Below are 17,422 nucleotides of genomic sequence, written 5' to 3' on the forward strand. Positions count from 1 at the left end.
CCCCTTAGGTGTTATTTTATGCTTTATAATATCTTAGAATCGGTTTTCTAGCAGCAGTCGTCTCGTCCATACGCTTTACAACCGTATTATGAGGAGCTTCTTGGACAATCTCAGGGTTATTTTCTGCTTCCTCAGCTATTTGCAACATTGTATCAATAAAACCATCCAACGTCTCTTTCGATTCCGTCTCAGTAGGTTCCACCATTAATGCTTCTTCTACATTTAACGGGAAGTAAATGGTTGGTGGATGATAGCCAAAGTCCAGTAGGCGTTTAGCAATATCTAATGTACGTACTCCTAATTTCTTCTGCCTTCTTCCTGAAAGGACGAATTCATGCTTACAATGCTGAGAATATGGAAGATCATAAGCCTTCTCTAACTTACGCATCATATAGTTAGCATTTAATACTGCATACTCACTTACCTTTTTGAGCCCTTCTGCACCCATGGTACGAATGTACGTGTATGCTCGTAAGTTGATTCCAAAGTTACCATAATAAGGTTTTACACGGCCGATTGATTGAGGTCGGTCATATTCAAATGTGTAGAAATCATCTTGTTTTACTATTAATGGTTTTGGTAGATATGGTTCTAATTCCGCAGAAACTCCAACAGGACCTGACCCAGGACCTCCGCCACCGTGTGGACCTGTGAATGTTTTATGCAGGTTAAGGTGAACTACGTCAAATCCCATATCACCAGGACGAGCATACCCCATAATGGCATTTAAATTTGCTCCATCGTAGTACAATTTTCCACCAGCTTCATGAACAATTTCAGCCATCTCTACTATTTCTGTTTCAAATAAACCAAGAGTATTTGGATTTGTTAGCATTAATGCTGCCACATCATCCCCAACTACGCGTTTTAAGTCTTCTAAATCTACTAATCCATTTTCATTAGATTTAACCGTTACTGCTTCAAAACCAGCAACAGTTGCGGAAGCTGGATTGGTTCCATGCGCTGAGTCGGGTACAATAACTTTAGTGCGGTGAAAATCACCATTTGCTTCATGAAATGCACGAATCATCATTAATCCAGTCCATTCTCCATGCGCACCCGCTGCTGACTGTAATGATACTCCAGCCATTCCAGTAATCTCTTTTAATGATTCCTGAAGATCATACATCATCTCAAGAGCACCTTGTACAGTCTTTGGATCTTGGTAAGGATGAATATGGCTAAAACCATCTAATCGTGCTACATCTTCGTTAATCTTCGGATTGTACTTCATCGTACAAGAGCCTAATGGATAAAATCCAGAATCAACACCATAGTTTCGGTTGGATAAACCAGTATAGTGTCTCATAATATCTAGTTCACTAACCTCTGGCAAATCAGGAGCTTCCTGTCTAACATAGGTATCCGTTAACTCAGCTTCTAAATCAACTTCTGGTACATCTATTTCAGGCAAGTTAAAACTAACTCTTCCCTCTTTACTACGTTCAAAAATTAATGGAAAATCTTGATTAGTCATGGATATCCCCCAATTCTTTTACAAAAGCATCAATTTCTTCTTTTGTACGAATTTCTGTTACAGCTACTAACATATGACCTTCAAGCTCTGGATAATAACTTGCCAGATCATAACCTCCGATAAAACCCTTTTCCAATAACTTCTCATTGGCAACACTCACAGAAACAGGAAGTTTCACAACAAATTCATTAAAGAAAGTTCCATTAGTTACTATTTCAAAACCTTCCTCCACAAACTTTTGCTTAGCATAACGAGCTTTTTGCATATTCAACTCAGACATTTTCTTTAATCCATGTTTACCAATTGAGCTCATCGCAACAGAGCTGGCTAGCGCATTTAACGCTTGGTTTGAACAAATATTTGATGTTGCCTTATCACGACGTATATGTTGTTCCCTTGCTTGTAGAGTTAATACAAAACCACGAAGACCATTTTCATCGGTTGTTTGACCCACTAAACGTCCCGGAATTTTACGCATCAACTTTTCTGTTGTTGCAAAATATCCACAGTGAGGGCCACCAAACTGTGCCGGAATTCCAAACACTTGCGTATCTCCAACCACAATATCGGCACCAAACTTACCAGGAGGAGTTAAATAGCCAAGAGATAACGGGTTACTAGAAACGATAAACATAGATTTTGGTTGTTGGTTTAGTAATTCTCTAATCTCGGCTAATGGTTCAATCTGTCCGAAAAAGTTCGGATACTGGATAACAACACTCGCAGTATTTTCATCTAACTCTTTTGCTAATTGATCTAAATCTGTAAGTCCGTTGACATGATCAATGTAAACAATTTCTAGATTCGGTCCTTTGCCATACGTTTCAATTACTGCTTGTGATTCCGGATGAACTGCTTTTGATACAAGAACCTTTTTCTTTCTTGTTTGACCAGCACTTAAATTCACTGCTTCAGCCAGAGAAGTCCCTCCATCATACATTGACGAATTAGCTACAGGCATCCCTGTTAGTTCAGAAATCATAGTCTGAAATTCAAATATTGCTTGCAATTCTCCTTGAGATATTTCAGGCTGGTATGGTGTATAAGCAGTATAAAATTCAGAACGAGAGATGACATGATCAACCACAGACGGAATAAAGTGATCATAAACACCCGCACCTAGGAACGAAGTATATTCCTTAAGGTTGTAGTTTTTATTCGCCATTTGCACAAGCTCTTTTTTTAAATCCGCTTCACTTTTAGGTGCTTTTAAGTTTAAATCTCTTTTTAAGCGAACTTTCTCTGGAATATCAGAAAATAATTCATCTGTTGAACTAATGCCAATGGTATCTAACATTTCTTTTTTGTCATTTTCTGTCATTGGTAAAAATCGAAAATCCATTGAAAAAACCCTCCCCTATTAATTTTGCTTTAAGAATGTTCTTGGTACAACCTTAGCTCGAAGGCGACGTTTCCGAACTTGAATTTCTAGTTCTTTACCTTCTACGGCATACTCTGAATTAATTAAAGCTAATCCTATGTTTTTTTGTAAAGTTGGTGATTGTGTACCAGAAGTGATAACACCAATCTTTTCCTCTCCATGAAACACTTCATAATCATGACGTGGAATACCTTTATCAATCATTTCAATACCTACGATTTTACGCTTGGTACCATTTTCCACTTGCTCCTTTAACACTTCTTTCCCAATAAAGTTAGCCTCTTTGTTAACTTTTACTGCAAACCCAAGCCCTGCTTCTATTGGTGAAATGGATGCGGATAATTCCTGACCATAAAGCGGTAAATTTGCTTCGAATCGAAGAGTATCCCTGGCACCAAGACCTACAGGTAATAGTCCTTTATCCTTTCCTGCATCGAGTATTAGATTCCATAGTTTCGTTCCAGCACCAACTGAAATATATATTTCAAAGCCATCTTCACCAGTGTATCCAGTTCTTGATACAAGAGCTGGTACATCAATACCAGAAAAATGAACTTCCTTATTAAATCTAAAAAATTTAATAGAACTTAAATCGGTATCGGTTATAGTTTGTAATATTTCTTCTGCTTTTGGTCCCTGTAAAGCAACTTGAACAAAATCTGAAGAAACATTTTGAATCGTTACTTCATCACTACTAAAATCATTGTTTTTTATCATCCAATCATAATCTTTCTCTGTATTAGCAGCATTCACAACAACTAAGAACTCATTTTCATCTAACATATAGATTAGAAAATCATCAACTGTTCCACCATTTTCGTAGCACATAAATGCATACTGCGCTCTATTTGGAACTAATTTTGATACATCATTAGTCGTGACATATTGTAAATACTCCAAGCTTTTTGGGCCAGTAACTAAGATCTCACCCATATGGGAAACGTCAAATAATCCCGCTTTAGTTCTAGTCGCTAAATGTTCTTCCTTGATGCTTGAAAATTGCACTGGTAAATCCCATCCACCAAAGTCAATTGTTTTAGCCCCTAATTTTCCATATTCGGGATAAATCGGGGTTCTTTTCAGTTCACTCACAATTCCCACTCCCTTTTTAAATTTTCTAACTTTTAACCATAAAAATAGGGACAGTATTGAAATGAGATTTCGAACACCTCATTAACAATACCGCCCCTGTCCTGTAACCAGAAAGTTTAGCATTTTTCAGAAAAGCAGAAAATGCGTGCTTCGTGGGTGGTTTACTTATGTAAACTCTCTCCAGAGGTGCGTCCTACAAGAGTTCTTTTGCCTGAGAGATTCACAAATCAGCTTGCTCCTTCGGCGTTACTTATCCACTCTTAGATAAGTAATCTCTCCCCTTGTAATCATCCGCTTTATGAAATTCTGTTTTTATGGTTATACTATGTATCAAAACTCTCTTACTATAAAGATTTATAAGTATTATACCATATAACTATTAAAATGTATCCTTTATATTCAACCTATTTAAAGCATTTCCCCTCAAAAATCTATTTGAAATCGCTTTAAAAAACTACAACAATAACTATTCAACAGTAAAACCGAACAAATTAACATGTAGTAGGTTGAATTATACGGATACTAATTTGAAGAGTCTTCCTTTTTCTTGGAGACGTAATACGCTTGTAACAAACACTGCTTAGTACTTTATAAAACAATAATTATGAAACTATGGATAAAGGAAGTATGAGATGAAAAACATAGAAATTATACAAGATACTAACTTTATTGAAACACTAGAGGAAAAACTAGACATTGATGGTCCTTTTTCTTCGTGGGAACTATTTAAGATGGCCTACGAAGCCGAACTAACAACCATTACAAGCGATTTTCATGGTTTACGAGCTTTAGAGTTTTTACCACATATGAATTTCTTACCACATCAAGTTGAGACCGCAAAGCAAGCAATAGAAGAAATGAATGGTCGTGCCATCTTAGCAGATGAAGTAGGACTAGGTAAAACTATTGAAGCAGGTTTAATTCTGAAGGAATACATGATTCGTGGCTTAGTAAAAAAAATATTAATTCTAGTCCCTGCATCTCTTGTTAATCAGTGGGTAAAAGAATTAAATGAGAAATTCTTTATCCCTGCAGCTACATTTCGCAAGAACTATCCTTGGGAAAGTTACGATATAATTGTAACTTCTATTGATACAGCTAAACGCTCACCACACCGTGAGGCAATTTTAGACTTAAATTATGACCTAATACTAATTGATGAGGCACATAAAATTAAAAATCATAAAACAAAAAACTTTGAATTTGTTCGTGCTTTAAAGAAAAAATACTGCCTCTTATTGACTGCTACACCTGTTCAAAATCAATTAATTGAAATCTTTAATCTGGTGTCAATTCTGAAACCCGGTCATTTAGGAAATTACGAATCATTCTTGGAAAAGTATGGAAAAGACCGTAAAAAAATTAACCAGGATGCCTTTCTCAAACAATTAGTACAAAAGGTAATGGTTCGAAATACAAGAAAAGATACTTCATTAGATAATTCGAAACGACATATCGAAACGATTTGGGTAGATTTTTCACCAGAAGAATATAAAGTATATAACGAGTTAGATAAAACATTTCAACCGTTCTCAACCTTTTCGAAAATTACTTTCTTACGGGAACTGTGTTCATCAAGGGAAGCCTGCTTTCTTTCCCTGCAAAAGTTCGTTAATGATGAAAATAATCATGGAAGAGAAATATTACAACCTATAATTGAACAGATCGGTCAACTCCCCCATCATGCTAAAGCACAAAAAGTGGTCGAATTACTGCAAAAAATCGGTGATGAGAAAGTTATTATTTTTACGGAGTATCGCGCATCACAATTATATTTACAATGGTATTTACAGCAACACGGAATCACCTCTGTTCCATTCCGAGGTGGATTTAAACGAGGAAAAAAAGATTGGATGAAACAGTTATTTAAAGATAAAGCCCAAGTTTTAATTGCAACAGAAGCAGGTGGAGAAGGAATAAATCTACAGTTTTGTAATTACATGATTAATTACGATTTACCGTGGAATCCGATGCGCCTCGAACAGCGTATTGGTAGAATTCATCGTTATGGTCAAGAAAATGATGTGCACATATACAACTTTGCCATTCGTAATACTTTAGAAGAGCATATTATGACATTACTTTATGAAAAAATTGCTTTGTTTGAAAAAGTAATAGGCCATCTGGATGATATTCTAGCAGAATTAAACATAAATAGTTTCGAGGGCGAAGTAAAATCTATCATGAACGAATCATCATCAACTGGAGAACTAAAAATTAAGCTTGATAATTTAGCTTCAATCATCCAAAGCACTCAAAATTCGTGGCAAGAGGAGTCTCAATATGGCAATTAACCTTCATTCATTTTTAGAAAATTACTTTGAAGCACATCATTGTGACATAATTTCTAACCAAGATGGTGTTTTAAAAATACAACTGAATGAAAAAATGGATCGAGCACTCATGAATCGGCCATTTTATTGGCATTATATTAAAAAGATGGGTAGAGATGGGGATCCTATGCAGCTGACTCTTATCACCAATCAGGACAGTCTCGAAGAAAGAGGAGAACGTATTCACTTTGGAAGTCCTAGGCTGCAACAAATACTCACTCATTTAAAAGAAAATGAACGCTTCACCAGGCTGTTTCAAATTATCCAAGCTAACCAAAATACCGCACTTCAACCTTGGTTAGTTGTGAATATTAAAATCAGTTACATTGGTAAACATAAAAAAGATGAATTATTTTCAATTGGTCTAAATTTAATAAATGGAATTATGCAAACAGAAATGATGGAGTCCTTATATAATAAGGAATTTGGTATGAAGATATCCGATTTTTGCTATACCATTACACCTATTATTAAGCCCAAAAGTGGCTACAAACGGATATTATCTGTTTTAGATCAATATATTCAAGATTTAGACCACGAGTGGGCAAAGGAATCCCTACATGAGTTAGAAAATGAAATGAATTTGCTGAAGCATTTCTATGAGGGTGCACATGATGAAGAGATAGTACAAATGGAAAAAGAACTACAAGATTTAAAGGAGCGTTACCAACCAAAAATTGAAATGAAAGTTGTTAATGGTGGAATATTTTATCTAAAAGGGAACTAAAAAGATGTCCAATAAGGGTCTGATTCCTAATTTTATTTGGGTTCAGACCCTTTGACATCTTCAATCAGCTCGTTTAAAAAAAGACTTGATTGCAAATGGTAATGCACCAAACCACCTATTACCAATTGGTGGGTGAAGTCTTTGTGCTTTATGCTCTAATTTCCTTTGTTTGCGCTCATCTTTAGGGAGTTCAATGTAAGACACAACCTGTTCCGTCATGTACTTTACATAATCATTTCCTTTTATGTGAATCACCTCTTTTCTAAGTAGGATTATGTTTATTTTTCACCATCCAAATTCCCTTTATACTCGTATATTTTAATAATTTCATCAATTATCCCATCTAACGATAAAGTATCACAATCAATTATGTAATCCGCACATTTTTCATAGATCTCTATTCTTCTTAAGAACAAGGCGGTATTTGCTTCATTCTCCCGCCATAAAGGCCTCGAACTATCATTTTGTAATCGTTTATTAATAATATGAAATGATGTTTTTAAATAAATGATTATGCCAGTATCTTTCATCCACCTAATGTTTTCTTCCTTTTCGACTATCCCCCCACCAGTAGAAATAACGGGTGTTATCCCAATACTTTTCAAATAAGTTGACTCATAAGAACGGAAAGTCTCCTCCCCTTCATCCTTAAAAATACTCGTAATTTGTTTATTTAATTTTTTTTCTATCAGTTTATCTAGATCCAAATGACGTATGTTTAACTTTTTAGCAAGAAGCTTGGCAACAGTGGATTTGCCACTTCCCATAAAACCAATAAGATAAATATGCTTCACATTTCATCACCTCTCCAAAAATTTTAAATAAAAAAGAAGGATTTTATCGTGTTGTGTCGAATGATATATAAAGACAAATAAATAGGAGGTATTACAAATTGTTTTCAGCAGAAATGCTCTCAGAGGAAATCATCCAAACTGCCGCTAAAGACCAGGCCACTGATATCCACTTTTATCCTTTCAACACAACCACGAACATCTATTTTAGAATTAATGGTAAACGAGTATTATATAGACAAATTTCCATCACAAAGTATGAATTACTTCTTACCTATTATAAGTTTACCTCAGGTATGGATATTGGTGAAATTAGAAAACCCCAAAACGGTACATTACCCTTTCAAATTCATTCACAAAACTTTTCCTTAAGATTGTCCACCCTTCCAGTTAACCAATTAGAAAGTCTCGCAATCCGAATTCTCCCAGAAAAATTGCACCTTTCATTAGAACAACTATTCCTTTTTAAGAACCAGTTAGCCAAAATAAAAACTTGGATGAAATATCGTTCTGGACTAATATTACTCTCCGGTCCCACAGGAAGCGGGAAAACAACAACCCTTTATGCGTTACTTGAAGAAGCGCTGAAAGAAGAATCCTACCAGACTATCACACTTGAAGACCCAATAGAAAAAAATATCCAGGATATTTTGCAAGTTCAAGTAAATGAAAAAGCAGGAATAACATATCAAACTGGGTTAAAAGCTGCACTACGTCATGATCCAGATATTATTATGGTTGGTGAAATACGTGATCAGAGAACTGCTAAATTTGCCTTCGAGGCATCATTGACGGGGCATTTAGTACTAAGTACCATACATGCTAAAAATACTAGGGGTACAATATATCGGCTATTAGAAATGGGATTAACAAAAGTGGAACTGGAACAAACTCTCATAGGCATATCCTCTATTCAATTGCTCCCGCTTCAGACAGATTCACGAAGAGCAGCAGTATTAGAGTTACTAGATGGACACCTTCTGAATCAAGTAATTAAAGGAGAGCAGGTGAATCTTAACCATTATAAACATTCTTTTGACTATATTAGAAAGAAGGCGTTACGGTATGGTTTTATATCGGAAACTACGTATGAGAAGTACCAAACAACGAATTAGAGCCCCCATCCAATTAATTTTTTTGAAGCGATTATCTAGGTCGTTAGAAAACGGATACACACTATTGTCTGCATTAGAAACATTAACATGGGATAGATACCTTCGTGAAATATCAAATAATATAATCTTCTTATTAAAAAGCGGAAAGAGATTGGATCAAGCTTTGGATGAATTAGGCTTTCACCCGATTATTACAACATATCTATACTTTGCCAAAGAATATGGAGAATTAGAGACCAGTATTATTAAATGTGTCGAGCTATACGAGAAAAGACTAGAATATACTAAAAGATTCACCCAGATCTTACGATACCCAACCCTTCTTGTTGTTATTTTTTCCTTTGTCTTCTTCTTCATCCAACATTCTGTCCTTCCAAATCTTCTAACTCTTTTTCAGCAAAATGACTCTAATGGAATATCCATAGTTATTTCATTTATTTCAATATTCTATTATGGATTCGTCCTCTTATTAATTGCTTGTATAATCATTAGTTTTCTTTGGAAGCATGTCCAAAGAAAACTACCAATTATTCAACAATTAAAAGTCCTAAAGATAATTCCCATCTATCGTAACTATCTCAAATTAAGTACTTCTTTTCAATTTGCGACTCATTTTGGATCATTATTAAGAACAGGACTCTCAATAAAAGATGTACTTAAAATCTTATCTAAACAACAAAAGCTTCCCATACTCGCCTATTACGCAACGAACATAATAAACGGATTAAACCAGGGGCAGCAAGTCTCCATATTGATGGAACAATTTACATTTATCAACCCACAATTAGCCTCTATCTTCCATAAAAATAGTAATACGGAATCACTAGTTAAAGATCTATCAACTTACTCTACAATAATTACCGATGAACTAAATCAGAAGATTATGAAGGTGATTACTTATATTCAACCAATCTTCTTCTCACTACTGGGTATTATCATTATCTTGATTTACCTTTCTTTACTTTTACCGATGTACGAAATTATCCAAACATTATAAAGGAGCGATTGATATGTTACATAATCAAAAAGGATTTACTCTAATTGAAATGCTAGTGGTTTTAATGATTGTTTCAGTATTAATGATTCTAATCATTCCTAACTTGGGAAGTAAAAGCCAAGATGTCCAATCTAAAGGTTGTGAAGCTTTAGTCTCTGTAGTTCAGACACAAGTGGACACATACTATCTAGAAACCTATAGCTATCCAAACGATTTACAAGAATTGGTAGAAAAGAAATATATTAAAGAAAACCAAACCTACTGTTCAAGCGATGATAATCCTTTAAATTATAATTCAAGTACTGGAATTGTAAATGTCCCATAATCAACAAGGGTTTACTCTTATCGAGATATTGATGGTACTATCGCTATTCACAATTCTTCTCACACTCATCTTCCCTATCTCTTATTCATTACTTGAGAATAAGACTGAGGAGAAAGTACTTGAAATGTTTCAATACGATATATTATTTCTACAAAATCAGTCCGTTGCAAATGGACGTGAGGATTATTTGCGGATGGTATTTTCAAAAGATGGCTATACGATTACCGATACAAAAAATGAATTATTTACAAGGAGGCTACCAGAAGATTGGGAAATTGACACCCGTACACTAAATTATATTTCATTTAAGCATAATGGTACTACAAGATATTCCGGTACGATAGAGATAATATCCCCTAATAATAGGTATACAGTAACGTTTCCTATTGGTAAAGGACGTGGTTATATTGTTAAACGATAAAGGCTTTACTATTTCTGAAGTATTAGTTTCGTTAACGGTTTTATTAATTATCTCCACAGCTGTGCTTCCACTAACGACCTTCGTAGCACAGGAACGAAAAATACTTAGTCAAAAACGTGTTATTACTTATAAACTCCAAGATGAATTACAGGATATTTTACAAGATGATTTTGTTTCAACAATTAACTGGGAGGAAAACTTACTATCAGTAGATGTTACTTTCCAATTTAAAGAAACAAATGAACAGTACATCCAAGGTTGTGCCACTTGGAATAATCTAATGAGTCGACAAGAAGAGGTTTGCTTATATGGAATTTCAGAAAAATGAACATGGATTTACTTTTTATTCGTTACTATTCACTCTGGCTGTTATTATAATGTGCATTCCATTATATGGTGCCATAATTAAGACAATAAAAGACAACTCGTACTACGATGAGATTTCCATTCAACAAGTCTTCTACTTCATCCAACAAGATGTTATACAAGCAATAAACTACCATGTTGAAGATAAAAAGATTTATCTGACATTAATTGATGGCGATACCGTTACCATTGAACAATATGGAAATGTAGTAAGACGGCAAGTTGATGGAAAAGGACATGAAATATATTTAAGGGACATCCAAGATTTTCACGTTCGATCTTTAGATTATGGATTTAAACTTTCTATTACTTCGTTTGAAGGAGAGCATTATGAAAAAACAATCACATTCTATCCATCATGAAAAAGGATTCATTCTCCCCTCAGTACTCTTTCTTACCACAATTGTATTACTTTATTTCTCTTCAAGTTTACTGACCTACAAGCATGATGTCCAGTTAACATTTAACCTCATAGAACAAGTTAAGAGTCAAACATTGTTTCAAATGGCATATATGCAGTATAAAACGGATTATCTATCACAAAATATCATAGAAGAAGATGTTGATTATTCTTTTCCAACTGGAGAAGTGAAAGTAAAAGTGATTGAATTAGGTAATAATATACAACTTGAGTTTATAATTCAAACTAATAACAATTTCAACTTCTTCGTCACAAAATCGTCAAATTCTTTTACTAATGTCAAGGCCCCTATTTAGCAGCAGTCAATGGTTTAATCTTATTTTGACTAAATTTCAAACTAAGATTATGTTTCATTTACATTATCTCTATAGTTGTATATAATAACATTGATGACGTCACCGAAAAGGAGGGGAAATTATGGACAGAATGTTTCGCGTCCTTGCTTTTTGGACTGGTATCTTTACAGTAATGTTTTATGTTGGTGGTATGACTAACACTGCATTGCTATTTCTAGTTCAAACGGTATTTTTCCTAACAGTAAGTTACTTAAAATTATCTGAGCGTATGTATATGTACTTGTTCGGAGCTTATTGTACTGTTTTCATGATAGGTTTTACATGGTATTCAGAATTTATTTTAGTGCCTGGATTCGGGCATTAAAAACAAAAAACCCTGCTTACATACTTCTTTATCGCAGGGTTTTTTTGTTTGTTAAAATTTAATAACTCTTAGACCCTTTAATCCTAATGCTGAGTGAGCTATTATATGTAGGTATTTATATTTCAGGCACAAACGGATTTAACAACTTTTCTTCTCCTATGGTTGTCACCGGACCGTGGCCAGGATACACAATCGTTTCATCTGGTAGTTGATATAGTTTATTACGGATAGTATCCTGAATAATTTTATAATCCCCTCCAGGTAGATCTGTTCTACCAATTCCTCGCTGGAATAAAACATCTCCACTAATAAGCATTTTTTCACTCACTGTTAAAAAACTAATACTTCCTGGTGAATGTCCCGGTGTGTGAATGACATCTAGTTCAAAATCTTCTATGTACAAGGGCCCCGGTTCAACTAATATATCTGGCTCTCTTGTTATTATTTCCTCTCCAGTAAATAAAAGAGAACCATTAAGTCTTGAACTACCTAACCATGATTTTTCTGCTTCATGCATATATACTTTGATACCATAAGATTTACGTAAGTATTCTACTGCACCAATGTGGTCAAAATGTGCATGTGTTAACAAAATAGCAATAGGTTGAAGGTTATTGCTACTTAACCAACTCTTTACCTTTTCACCTTCAGCACCTGGATCTACAATTATTGCTTTATCTTCCTTATAGAGAATATAACAATTCGTTCCTAGCGCCCCTAAAGAAAAACTCTTGATATTCACGTATTCCACCTCCAATATAAAGTGAATATGAACAAAATAGAAAGATTACGTGATTTCCTCGACAAAACCTACATTTTATACTAGAATAAATGTGTTAGTAAGATACATATTAATATAAAGGCTTTAATAAGACAACAAAGATCAATTGTAAGAAGCGTAAGGAGGTTAATACACAATGCCAGTAACTCATATTGTATTAGGTATTTTATTTTTAATTGTAACAATTGTGGCGGTAGTATCAGTTGTTCGCCAACTTAAGTTCAGAAATTACTTTGCTCTTTTATTTTCTGTTCTAACCGTTATTGTCTTTGGATTTTTCTCTGTAAGTACAATAATATCTATTTTAAAAGATTCCTTATAATAAAAAGCTGCTCAAAATGGTTGAGCAGCTTTTTATTTATGCATCAGTAATTTACATAAAGCCTACTATCAGAAATATTTGGTTAAGCATTATTTTATTAGAAACTGTGCGGTAACCACTGTTAATTTCCTAAAAATAAATGGGATAGTGGTATGATTCCGCTCCGGCAGAATACTCCGCTTTCCACGGGCACGGCCTCAGCCTCCTCGCGGATAGTTCACCGCTGCGGGGTCTTCGGACACGTGCTATTCCCGTAGGAGTCTACGTATTCTGCCTGCGCTGGTTTAATTTTCCAATTATTGTTAGTTGTTGAATCATGTTTCGGATTTATGTGGTTCAATTACTCTTTTACACTCATTACTAGCGAAGGAAATACACGGAGACTCCTACCATGAAAATAAAGTTCTAAAATATGGAAAAACGGCAATACTTAAATAGACGCAGCTCATTCTTTCTTTTTTTTTAAAAGCGAGAGCGCCAAAATCTACTATCATATGGCGATGGTAATTATGATGCTTTTGGTTTTTTGATTTCCACAACGTAACCTAGACTCTCTAGGCGGCGACGTGAATGCCTGACAATTGACTCTTGTCTTTGTTTGTCAAAATAATCTTCTCCTAAATCTATATACATTTCCTTACGTGTTAGTAAATAGTAGGAGATCCGTAAAATCGCATGAGCCACTACAACCGCTGCTCGCTTTTTACCTTTGCGTGCTGCAGTACGGCGATAAAGTGCTCCGAGATAGTTCTTTGAGCCACGGACTGAATGAGCTGCTTCGATTAAAGCTGATTTCAAGTATTTATTTCCGTTTCTTGTTTTAGACGATTTGCGTTTTCCGGCACTTTGGTTATTTCCAGGAACCAGACCTGCCCACGAACACATGTGAGCTGCGCCAGGATATTGTTTTTTTATATCCCTTCCTAGCTCAGCGAGCATCTGTTCAGCCATTCTTCTGGCGATTCCAGGAATGGAATCCAAGCGATCGATATCTTCCTGATAATCTTGCATACGTAAAGCGATTTCTTTATCCAATTTATCAATATTGTCGGCAAGAAAATCAATATGCCCTAGGATGGTCTTTATCATAAATCGTTGATGATCTTGTATATACCCCTGAAGGGCTAGTTTGAGTTCTTCCTTTTTTTGTTTCATTTTCCCTCTCGCCATGTTGGCTAACACTTCAAGATCATCATTTCCATCAGCGATTGACCGAAGCATTTCAAGCGAAGAAACTCCCGTGATTTCAGAAACAACGGAACCTAGTTTGATATTAGCTCCTTCTAAGACTTTCTGTATCCGGTTCAATTGTCTTGCGCGTTCTTCGATGATACTTCGACGATAACGAACGAGTTCGCGTAATTCTCGTTGTTCTCGGTCGGGAATATAGCTGGCTCTGAGTAAACCATGACGAAGTAATTTCGCAATCCATTCAGCATCTTTTACATCTGTTTTTCTTCCCGGAACAGCTTTAATATGTTGCGCATTAACAACCAGGAATTCAATATCTTCAGCTTCTAATAAATTAACAATTGGTTTCCAGTAGACACTTGTACTCTCCATCGCCACATGCGAGCATTTGTGATCCTTTACCCAATCCACCAACTCAATTAGGTAAACTGTCTTAGTTGAAAATGTTCTAATCTCCTTTCCTTCCGGTGTTATAATACACGCAGTGATACTGTCCTTGTGGACATCCAAACCACACGCTCTTTCAATGATAATATCCATTGAAAACATCCTTTCTACGGCAAATCATAATAGAGGCTGGCGCAACAACCAGAATAGGGTTAATCTACCATGAGTGCTTCCTATAAAAGGAGCAACAATCAGTGATGCACCGTGGTCGAAGGAGTCAGACTGCGGGTAGGGCTCTCACGCACCAAGGAGTTCCGACCTTCCACATCCAGCCGTAGCAACAGTATAGCCAAATAAAAGTCATTTTCATCCTCTGTGGTGTATAGCTCTTTTTTGATATACATGATTGACTGCGGGAGGATAGGCATCGGTGAGACCCCGCAAGAGCTTTAGCTCTGAGGAGGCTCACCAGCCGCCCGCGGAAAGCGGAGTGTATTTCCGTAGCGGCTATGATGCGCTACCATAATGCTTAGTTACCGCGCAGTTTCTTATCAACAGTAAAATTATATGATCAAATATCAAGAAAATGAATACTGTAAAAACAAACAAACGACTTGCTAAAAGTTAGCAAATCGTTTGTCATAACCATCAATTATTTTTCTTCAAAATCTGTAAATCGGAAGAGATCTCCGTATATAATATCATCCGAATAGCTTAGTTCTTTCTTTACTACTTCACTTATGTCAAAACATGATTGTGAAGATGTTTCGTCTAAAAGCTCTCCACTTTCAAAGTCATAGCAACTATCATTTGTATATACATATTCCTTCGTTATAAAATTACCATTTCGTAAAGCAATATACTCTTTTCTGTCATCATTAAATAAATCATTACCGAAATAGATATCGTTATCCATTTCTATGCCTAATAAATTCAGAATTGTAGGCTTCATATCTATCTGACCAGCAATAGTAGATTTAACTTCTCCTTTTCCATGACCTGGTATATGGATAAATAATGGTACACGTTGCAACTGGACATGGTCATAAGGTGTTATTTCTTCTTTATCAAGATACATGCTCATTGCTTTGTTATGGTTTGAACTTATTCCATAGTGGTCCCCCATAATAACAATAATAGAATCCTCATATATCCCAGCATCTTTTAATTGTTCAAAGAACAGCTCAATCGATTCATCCATATATCGTACAGTAGGAAAATAATTATTTAATGTATTGGAATTTGAATCATAACGATCAATAGATTTATCTTTTTCATCTAATTCAAACGGAAAATGATTTGTTAACGTAATGAACTTGGCATAATAAGGTTCTTGTAAGGTTTTTAGATATTTCATCGATTGCTCAAAGAATGGTTTATCCTTCAGTCCCCAACCAATTTTGTTATTATCATTAACTTCATATGCTTCTACATCGTAAAAATAATCAAAACCTAGATTTGGATACATTTGATCACGATTGTAAAAGCTATCGTTATTAGCATGGAACATGGTAGTATAGTAACCCTCATTACCTAATATTTCTGGAAGTGCATGATAGTTATTTTGTGCATGTGTATAAAAAACTGCACCCCTCGGTAATGGATAAAGGGAGTTTTCTACTAGAAACTCTGAATCGGACGTTTTACCTTGTTCTGTTTGATGGTAAAAGTTTTCAAAATAATACGTGTCCTCATCTTCTACCAAACTGTTTAAAAACGGCGTAATTTCTTGACCATTTACGGTTTCATTAATAACAAAGCTCTGTAAGGATTCAGCAGAGATAAATATGACATTCTTCCCTTCCGCAACACCAAATAAATCTGATTTACCATTCTGATCAATTTCTGTATCAACATAATCCTTAATGGTAGGCAGTTCACTTCCATCAGCAAAAACATGTTGTGTTTTAACTTTTGAGTGAAGTACTGCATCATAGACATGATAGTTAAAAAGTCCAATGTATTTTACAAGGTATTCACGATCGAAAGCTCGAGTAAATAATTGTGGTCTTTCCATTTCAGCTAAAAAGAAGTTACCCACCATTAGAGCTAAAGAAAGAGCGAGTGCAAACACCTTACCACTTCTCGGATAATTAGTAACTACCGTTTTCTGACGTTTCTTACTAAAATACCAAACAGCAATTACATCGGCAAATAGTAAGATATCATATACTTTTATAAGGGATAAGATACTGGATCCTAAATCCCCTGCATTACCACCCTGCATAAGTTGTGGAATAGTAATGAAGTCCGAAAACGAACGATAGAATACTAGATTCGCAAAAATAATAAGTGTTCCGATTAATACCGTATACCGTAAATATTTCATCTGTCTTTCAGGCTTTTTAATCCATACACTCAAGGCGAATATCAAAAACGCAGACACGAATGGATTAATAAAAAGAATAAATTCTTGCATTGTGTTTTCTATTTCAAGACTAAATAAAAATCGGTATACCAAATAGGTTTTTATTCCAAATAATATCGTCGTTGTGACATATAAAGGAAGCTTGAGTCCTTTAATATTCATAACATTTCCTCCTAAGAAACTACTGCTTTAATATATGTTTATTTATGCACATAGTAACGGCATATATGACAAACAGAAAAAACATACTATTCTATAAGACGATTT

At 35.1% G+C, this 17,422-nt stretch carries 19 protein-coding genes and 2 riboswitches; of the genes, 11 read left to right on the forward strand and 8 right to left on the reverse strand.

Going from position 1 to position 17,422, the window contains the following annotated elements; all coding sequences use genetic code 11:
• Positions 1-16 precede the first annotated feature (16 nt).
• From gcvPB to gcvT, 3 genes are read right to left on the reverse strand one after another with little or no spacing between them, the layout of a single operon-like run.
• Positions 17-1,477: an aminomethyl-transferring glycine dehydrogenase subunit GcvPB gene (gcvPB, locus tag BN999_RS06405; protein ID WP_096270571.1), complete on the reverse strand. Its 1,461-nt coding sequence runs from the start codon at positions 1,475-1,477 to the stop codon at positions 17-19.
• Positions 1,470-2,819 carry an aminomethyl-transferring glycine dehydrogenase subunit GcvPA gene (gene gcvPA / locus BN999_RS06410; RefSeq protein WP_096270572.1) on the reverse strand — a complete coding sequence of 450 codons (1,350 nt, stop codon included), beginning with the start codon at positions 2,817-2,819 and terminating at the stop codon, positions 1,470-1,472. Before gcvPA ends, gcvPB begins: the two co-directional genes overlap by 8 nt.
• A gap of 18 nt (positions 2,820-2,837) precedes the next feature.
• A complete protein-coding gene (gene gcvT, locus BN999_RS06415; protein WP_176481896.1) occupies positions 2,838-3,950 on the reverse strand; it encodes a glycine cleavage system aminomethyltransferase GcvT in 1,113 nt (370 codons plus the stop codon).
• Positions 3,951-4,038: 88 nt separating this feature from the next.
• Positions 4,039-4,139: riboswitch (glycine riboswitch) on the reverse strand.
• A riboswitch (glycine riboswitch) is annotated at positions 4,140-4,241 on the reverse strand.
• Positions 4,242-4,582: 341 nt separating this feature from the next.
• Here gcvT and BN999_RS06420 point away from each other — a divergent pair.
• Both BN999_RS06420 and BN999_RS06425 read left to right on the forward strand, forming a co-directional pair.
• Complete coding sequence (locus tag BN999_RS06420; protein ID WP_096270573.1) at positions 4,583-6,244, forward strand: DEAD/DEAH box helicase; 1,662 nt, start codon at positions 4,583-4,585, stop codon at positions 6,242-6,244.
• On the forward strand, positions 6,234-7,010 hold the full coding sequence (locus BN999_RS06425; RefSeq protein WP_096270574.1) for a YqhG family protein: 777 nt from the start codon (positions 6,234-6,236) through the stop codon (positions 7,008-7,010). The genes BN999_RS06420 and BN999_RS06425 overlap by 11 nt, the downstream gene beginning before the upstream one ends.
• A gap of 60 nt (positions 7,011-7,070) precedes the next feature.
• On the opposite strand, the gene BN999_RS06430 is transcribed toward BN999_RS06425, so the two are convergent.
• Entirely contained in the window at positions 7,071-7,256 is a 186-nt protein-coding gene (locus tag BN999_RS06430; RefSeq protein ID WP_096270701.1) for a YqzE family protein, read from the reverse strand.
• Positions 7,257-7,288: 32 nt separating this feature from the next.
• Positions 7,289-7,804: a shikimate kinase gene (locus BN999_RS06435; RefSeq protein ID WP_096270575.1), complete on the reverse strand. Its 516-nt coding sequence runs from the start codon at positions 7,802-7,804 to the stop codon at positions 7,289-7,291.
• A gap of 98 nt (positions 7,805-7,902) precedes the next feature.
• Between BN999_RS06435 and comGA the strand changes: the two genes are divergently transcribed.
• From comGA to BN999_RS06475, 8 genes are all read left to right on the forward strand, one after another.
• Positions 7,903-8,916, forward strand: coding sequence for a competence type IV pilus ATPase ComGA (gene comGA / locus BN999_RS06440; protein ID WP_255247410.1), 1,014 nt, complete (start codon positions 7,903-7,905; stop codon positions 8,914-8,916).
• Positions 8,891-9,913 carry a competence type IV pilus assembly protein ComGB gene (gene comGB, locus BN999_RS06445; protein WP_217988465.1) on the forward strand — a complete coding sequence of 341 codons (1,023 nt, stop codon included), beginning with the start codon at positions 8,891-8,893 and terminating at the stop codon, positions 9,911-9,913. Before comGA ends, comGB begins: the two co-directional genes overlap by 26 nt.
• Before the next feature lie 13 nt (positions 9,914-9,926).
• Complete coding sequence (gene comGC / locus BN999_RS06450) at positions 9,927-10,238, forward strand: competence type IV pilus major pilin ComGC (RefSeq protein WP_096270577.1); 312 nt, start codon at positions 9,927-9,929, stop codon at positions 10,236-10,238.
• Positions 10,228-10,659 (forward strand): competence type IV pilus minor pilin ComGD, encoded by a 432-nt coding sequence (gene comGD, locus BN999_RS06455; RefSeq protein WP_096270578.1) that lies wholly within the window; start codon positions 10,228-10,230, stop codon positions 10,657-10,659. Before comGC ends, comGD begins: the two co-directional genes overlap by 11 nt.
• The gene (locus tag BN999_RS06460) at positions 10,646-10,987 is read left to right on the forward strand and encodes a PulJ/GspJ family protein (RefSeq protein WP_176481897.1); all 342 of its coding nucleotides are present in this window, start codon (positions 10,646-10,648) and stop codon (positions 10,985-10,987) included. The genes comGD and BN999_RS06460 overlap by 14 nt, the downstream gene beginning before the upstream one ends.
• Complete coding sequence (locus BN999_RS06465) at positions 10,968-11,387, forward strand: ComGF family competence protein (protein ID WP_096270580.1); 420 nt, start codon at positions 10,968-10,970, stop codon at positions 11,385-11,387. Before BN999_RS06460 ends, BN999_RS06465 begins: the two co-directional genes overlap by 20 nt.
• A complete protein-coding gene (locus BN999_RS06470; protein ID WP_096270581.1) occupies positions 11,356-11,742 on the forward strand; it encodes a hypothetical protein in 387 nt (128 codons plus the stop codon). The genes BN999_RS06465 and BN999_RS06470 overlap by 32 nt, the downstream gene beginning before the upstream one ends.
• 121 nt (positions 11,743-11,863) lie before the next feature.
• Positions 11,864-12,106 carry a DUF2626 domain-containing protein gene (locus BN999_RS06475; RefSeq protein WP_042145920.1) on the forward strand — a complete coding sequence of 81 codons (243 nt, stop codon included), beginning with the start codon at positions 11,864-11,866 and terminating at the stop codon, positions 12,104-12,106.
• Positions 12,107-12,221: 115 nt separating this feature from the next.
• Here BN999_RS06475 and BN999_RS06480 read toward each other — a convergent pair whose 3' ends face one another.
• Entirely contained in the window at positions 12,222-12,848 is a 627-nt protein-coding gene (locus BN999_RS06480) for an MBL fold metallo-hydrolase (protein WP_096270582.1), read from the reverse strand.
• Positions 12,849-13,023: 175 nt separating this feature from the next.
• Here BN999_RS06480 and BN999_RS06485 point away from each other — a divergent pair, with 175 nt between their 5' ends.
• Positions 13,024-13,209 carry a DUF2759 family protein gene (locus BN999_RS06485; protein ID WP_096270583.1) on the forward strand — a complete coding sequence of 62 codons (186 nt, stop codon included), beginning with the start codon at positions 13,024-13,026 and terminating at the stop codon, positions 13,207-13,209.
• 507 nt (positions 13,210-13,716) lie between these two features.
• Here BN999_RS06485 and BN999_RS06490 read toward each other — a convergent pair.
• Both BN999_RS06490 and BN999_RS06495 read right to left on the reverse strand, forming a co-directional pair.
• A complete protein-coding gene (locus tag BN999_RS06490; protein ID WP_096270584.1) occupies positions 13,717-14,940 on the reverse strand; it encodes an IS110 family transposase in 1,224 nt (407 codons plus the stop codon).
• A 499-nt stretch (positions 14,941-15,439) separates the two neighbouring features.
• Positions 15,440-17,317, reverse strand: coding sequence for an LTA synthase family protein (locus BN999_RS06495; protein ID WP_096270585.1), 1,878 nt, complete (start codon positions 17,315-17,317; stop codon positions 15,440-15,442).
• Between the last annotated feature and the right edge of the window lie 105 nt (positions 17,318-17,422).

The sequence above is a fragment of the Paucisalibacillus globulus genome (assembly GCF_900184735.1).
Taxonomy (GTDB): Bacteria; Bacillota; Bacilli; order Bacillales; family Amphibacillaceae; genus Ornithinibacillus; species Ornithinibacillus globulus_B.

Excerpts from the sequence above, each read along its gene's own strand:
- gcvPB (WP_096270571.1), bottom strand. The coding sequence starts at position 1,477 with ATGACTAATCAAGATTTTCCATTAATTTTTGAACGTAGTAAAGAGGGA.
- gcvPA (WP_096270572.1), bottom strand. The coding sequence starts at position 2,819 with ATGGATTTTCGATTTTTACCAATGACAGAAAATGACAAAAAAGAAATG.
- BN999_RS06420 (WP_096270573.1), top strand. The coding sequence starts at position 4,583 with ATGAAAAACATAGAAATTATACAAGATACTAACTTTATTGAAACACTA.
- BN999_RS06425 (WP_096270574.1), top strand. The coding sequence starts at position 6,234 with ATGGCAATTAACCTTCATTCATTTTTAGAAAATTACTTTGAAGCACAT.
- comGB (WP_217988465.1), top strand. The coding sequence starts at position 8,891 with ATGAGAAGTACCAAACAACGAATTAGAGCCCCCATCCAATTAATTTTT.
- comGC (WP_096270577.1), top strand. The coding sequence starts at position 9,927 with ATGTTACATAATCAAAAAGGATTTACTCTAATTGAAATGCTAGTGGTT.
- comGD (WP_096270578.1), top strand. The coding sequence starts at position 10,228 with ATGTCCCATAATCAACAAGGGTTTACTCTTATCGAGATATTGATGGTA.
- BN999_RS06465 (WP_096270580.1), top strand. The coding sequence starts at position 10,968 with ATGGAATTTCAGAAAAATGAACATGGATTTACTTTTTATTCGTTACTA.
- BN999_RS06470 (WP_096270581.1), top strand. The coding sequence starts at position 11,356 with ATGAAAAAACAATCACATTCTATCCATCATGAAAAAGGATTCATTCTC.
- BN999_RS06475 (WP_042145920.1), top strand. The coding sequence starts at position 11,864 with ATGGACAGAATGTTTCGCGTCCTTGCTTTTTGGACTGGTATCTTTACA.
- BN999_RS06485 (WP_096270583.1), top strand. The coding sequence starts at position 13,024 with ATGCCAGTAACTCATATTGTATTAGGTATTTTATTTTTAATTGTAACA.
- BN999_RS06490 (WP_096270584.1), bottom strand. The coding sequence starts at position 14,940 with ATGGATATTATCATTGAAAGAGCGTGTGGTTTGGATGTCCACAAGGAC.
- BN999_RS06495 (WP_096270585.1), bottom strand. The coding sequence starts at position 17,317 with ATGAATATTAAAGGACTCAAGCTTCCTTTATATGTCACAACGACGATA.